A 2,611-nucleotide genomic window follows, 5' to 3' on the forward strand; every position below is an offset into this window, starting at 1 on the left:
ATAAAGCGGCAGAAGACTGGCGCGATAGATGTTTTTTCAAAGATGCGGCTTTGTTCAATGACAAAGCGATATGGACTTGGGAAAATTTTGAAGCGCTGAGCGAACGCACAGTTCGCGCTCCAATTAATAGTAAAGACCGAAGTGAGAAACTAAACTTTCTTCAAAAACTTGAAAGACAACTTCAACCTCACGACAAATCGGCACCACTAATACAACTCTCTGCCGAACTGATCTGGTTCATATCCCTCATATCTACCGCTGTGAGCGTTGACACAAAAATAGCTAACATATCAAAGATTCTTGATTGGTCATCAAGCTTAAAAGTTAATTATAAAGATTGTCTTGATAACAATGTGTTGAGTGGCATTGCGGATCCTGGGCCATATTTTCCCCGCAACATATTCAAATATTGGGTTCATTTTGTAACCATGTTAATTGAATGGAAATCACTCACACCAGATCAAAGAAATATTTATCTTCACCCAGATAGCGCATGGGATTTTGCCCATTGGTGGGATGAAACATGGACAAAAAAATATAGCGAATTGCGCAGTCGATCCTATTCACCACCATTACTAGCGACAGATGTGCAAGAAAAACCCCAAATACGCCATGCACTCTTATTCTTTCTTTATCCAGATTGCTTTGAGAGAGTTGTAAGTTGGCACGATAAAAAGAAAATTACACGTGACCACTTTAACTATTTATCAGATAGTCAACATGAGGAGTTTTTGAATAAAGGTGGCCTTAACACACAACTTGCCGTTGACAAGGCAATCTTTGATATCCGCATAGAACTTGAACGTGAACACGGAACGAACGAACTTGATTTTTATGTGGGTAAGCTCAGCGGCACGTGGGATAAAACGGGCAATAAATAGTTATCAAACAAACAACTAAAATGTAAACATATGGCATCAAACGCAACCAACAATAACGAAAAAGAACATATTGATGATACTGAAACACAATCTGCCGACGACATGATTGACGAGTTAATTGATCCAAATGATCTAATCACAAAAGCGGAAGAAGGCAAAAAGAAACTAGTCTCGCATTATGTTCGTGAGCGAAGCTCAAAGTTGCGTAAATGCAAACTGCAAAAAGTAATCAAAGAACATGGCCATCTAAAATGCGAATGCTGCGACACTACTGGTGATACATATTTACCAGAAATCCGCAAACGCGTTTTTGAGGTTCACCACAAGATACCTCTTGCAGATATAGATACTAAAATTGAGATGACGGTCGATGATCTCGCCTTATTATGCGCGAATTGCCATCGGGCGATTCATGCCACGAACCCCCTACTAAGCGTCGAGGAATTCAAAAACATTTTGGGCTACTAAACCCAACCCCTGCCTTAACGCGCGCTTTCATCCAGATCGATAGGCACGCCAGGCAGCATTTTTGCCGAGCGGATCGCCAGCGCTGTTTTCACATGGCTGACATTCGTCGCCGGGGTCAGCTTGCTGGTCAGGAATTTCTGAAAATCATCCCAATCCCGCGCAACGATTTTCAGCACAAAATCGGTCTCGCCCATAAGCATATGGCACTCACGCACCTGCGGCCATGCGCTGACCATATCTTCAAAATCCTTTAGATCGCTTTCGGCTTGGCTGGTCAGCCCGACAAAGGCAAACACATTAACATTATAGCCCAGCGCATCGGCATCAATATCAGCATGGTAGCCTTTGATGATGCCGGCATCTTCCAGCCCGCGCACACGGCGCAGACATGGTGGTGCCGAAATCCCTGCACGTTTGGCAAGATCGACATTGGTAATGCGGCCATCTTCCTGAAGATCATGCAGAATCTGCCGGTCAACAGTATCGATTTTTATTTTGCCCGTCATAATGCACCCATCACAATTCACCCGTCATAATTTATATGTCATAATTCATATGTCATAATCTCTATTCGATCCCCCGCCACAATCCAACTGGCCAATTCCGTCTGGCCATAATCTTTATGGCCATAATCTGCCTGGTAACAACCGAACTCATATGGAACGGCAGAGAGATCGACTGCCAAACTGGATAATCTTACACCTGCGCATAATATTTACCAACATAATTGCGTAAGAATATTGCGCGAATATGCAGTTGATATTACATATAGTTACATAATGACGCCATCTGCCACATCTCTTATAGAGTATTTGGCGACAGACCATGCCACCTGCTTAACCATTCGAACCAGAGAGTGATGCCGTGCCAAAAACGTCCCCCGTGCCAGCCGCCATAAAAGCCGCCGCATCAGACGCCGTATCAGGCGCCGTATCGGATACGGGATCAAATATAGAGCCAGATACGGGGCCAAATGTATGGCCAATTGTATGGATAGTCAGCGATGGTGTTGCTGGCATGCGGTTACAGTCTCTGGCGCTGGCCACAGCGATGGGCTGGACAACCCCATCTTCTCATGATGTCCCCGCCGCGCACAACACCCCCACATCTCGTGATACCCCTTCATCTGATGAAGTTGCCGCCACGTATGATTCCCCTCGCTTTCGCGATATAATTGTGACACCACGCCAGCCTTTGCGCAGCGTGCCACGCCTTGGCCAGCTTGCCATGCTGGCACCATTCCTGCCAATCTCAACGCCGTC

Annotated in this window: 5 protein-coding genes; 3 read left to right on the forward strand and 2 right to left on the reverse strand. The window is 45.3% G+C overall.

The genetic code is table 11. The annotated features are described in order from the left end of the window. A partial coding sequence (locus ACTF7Q_RS10500; RefSeq protein ID WP_438997783.1) for a hypothetical protein occupies nt 1–881 on the forward strand: 881 nt, incomplete at its 5' end. A 30-nt stretch (nt 882–911) separates the two neighbouring features. Then, complete coding sequence (locus ACTF7Q_RS10505; protein ID WP_438997784.1) at nt 912–1,349, forward strand: HNH endonuclease; 438 nt, start codon at nt 912–914, stop codon at nt 1,347–1,349. Nucleotides 1,350–1,363: 14 nt separating this feature from the next. Here ACTF7Q_RS10505 and ACTF7Q_RS10510 read toward each other — a convergent pair whose 3' ends face one another. Together ACTF7Q_RS10510 and ACTF7Q_RS10515 are read right to left on the reverse strand one after the other, a co-directional pair. Beyond that, nucleotides 1,364–1,855, reverse strand: coding sequence for an Lrp/AsnC family transcriptional regulator (locus ACTF7Q_RS10510; RefSeq protein WP_438997785.1), 492 nt, complete (start codon nt 1,853–1,855; stop codon nt 1,364–1,366). Nucleotides 1,856–2,185: 330 nt separating this feature from the next. Further along, nucleotides 2,186–2,368 (reverse strand): hypothetical protein, encoded by a 183-nt coding sequence (locus ACTF7Q_RS10515; RefSeq protein WP_438997786.1) that lies wholly within the window; start codon nt 2,366–2,368, stop codon nt 2,186–2,188. Here ACTF7Q_RS10515 and ACTF7Q_RS10520 point away from each other — a divergent pair. Then, a partial coding sequence (locus ACTF7Q_RS10520; protein WP_438997787.1) for a hypothetical protein occupies nt 2,367–2,611 on the forward strand: 245 nt, incomplete at its 3' end. The two genes, ACTF7Q_RS10515 and ACTF7Q_RS10520, sit on opposite strands and share 2 nt — an antisense overlap.

It is taken from the genome of Puniceispirillum sp. (SeqCode) (assembly GCF_965657105.1).
Taxonomy (GTDB): domain Bacteria; phylum Pseudomonadota; class Alphaproteobacteria; order Puniceispirillales; family Puniceispirillaceae; genus Puniceispirillum.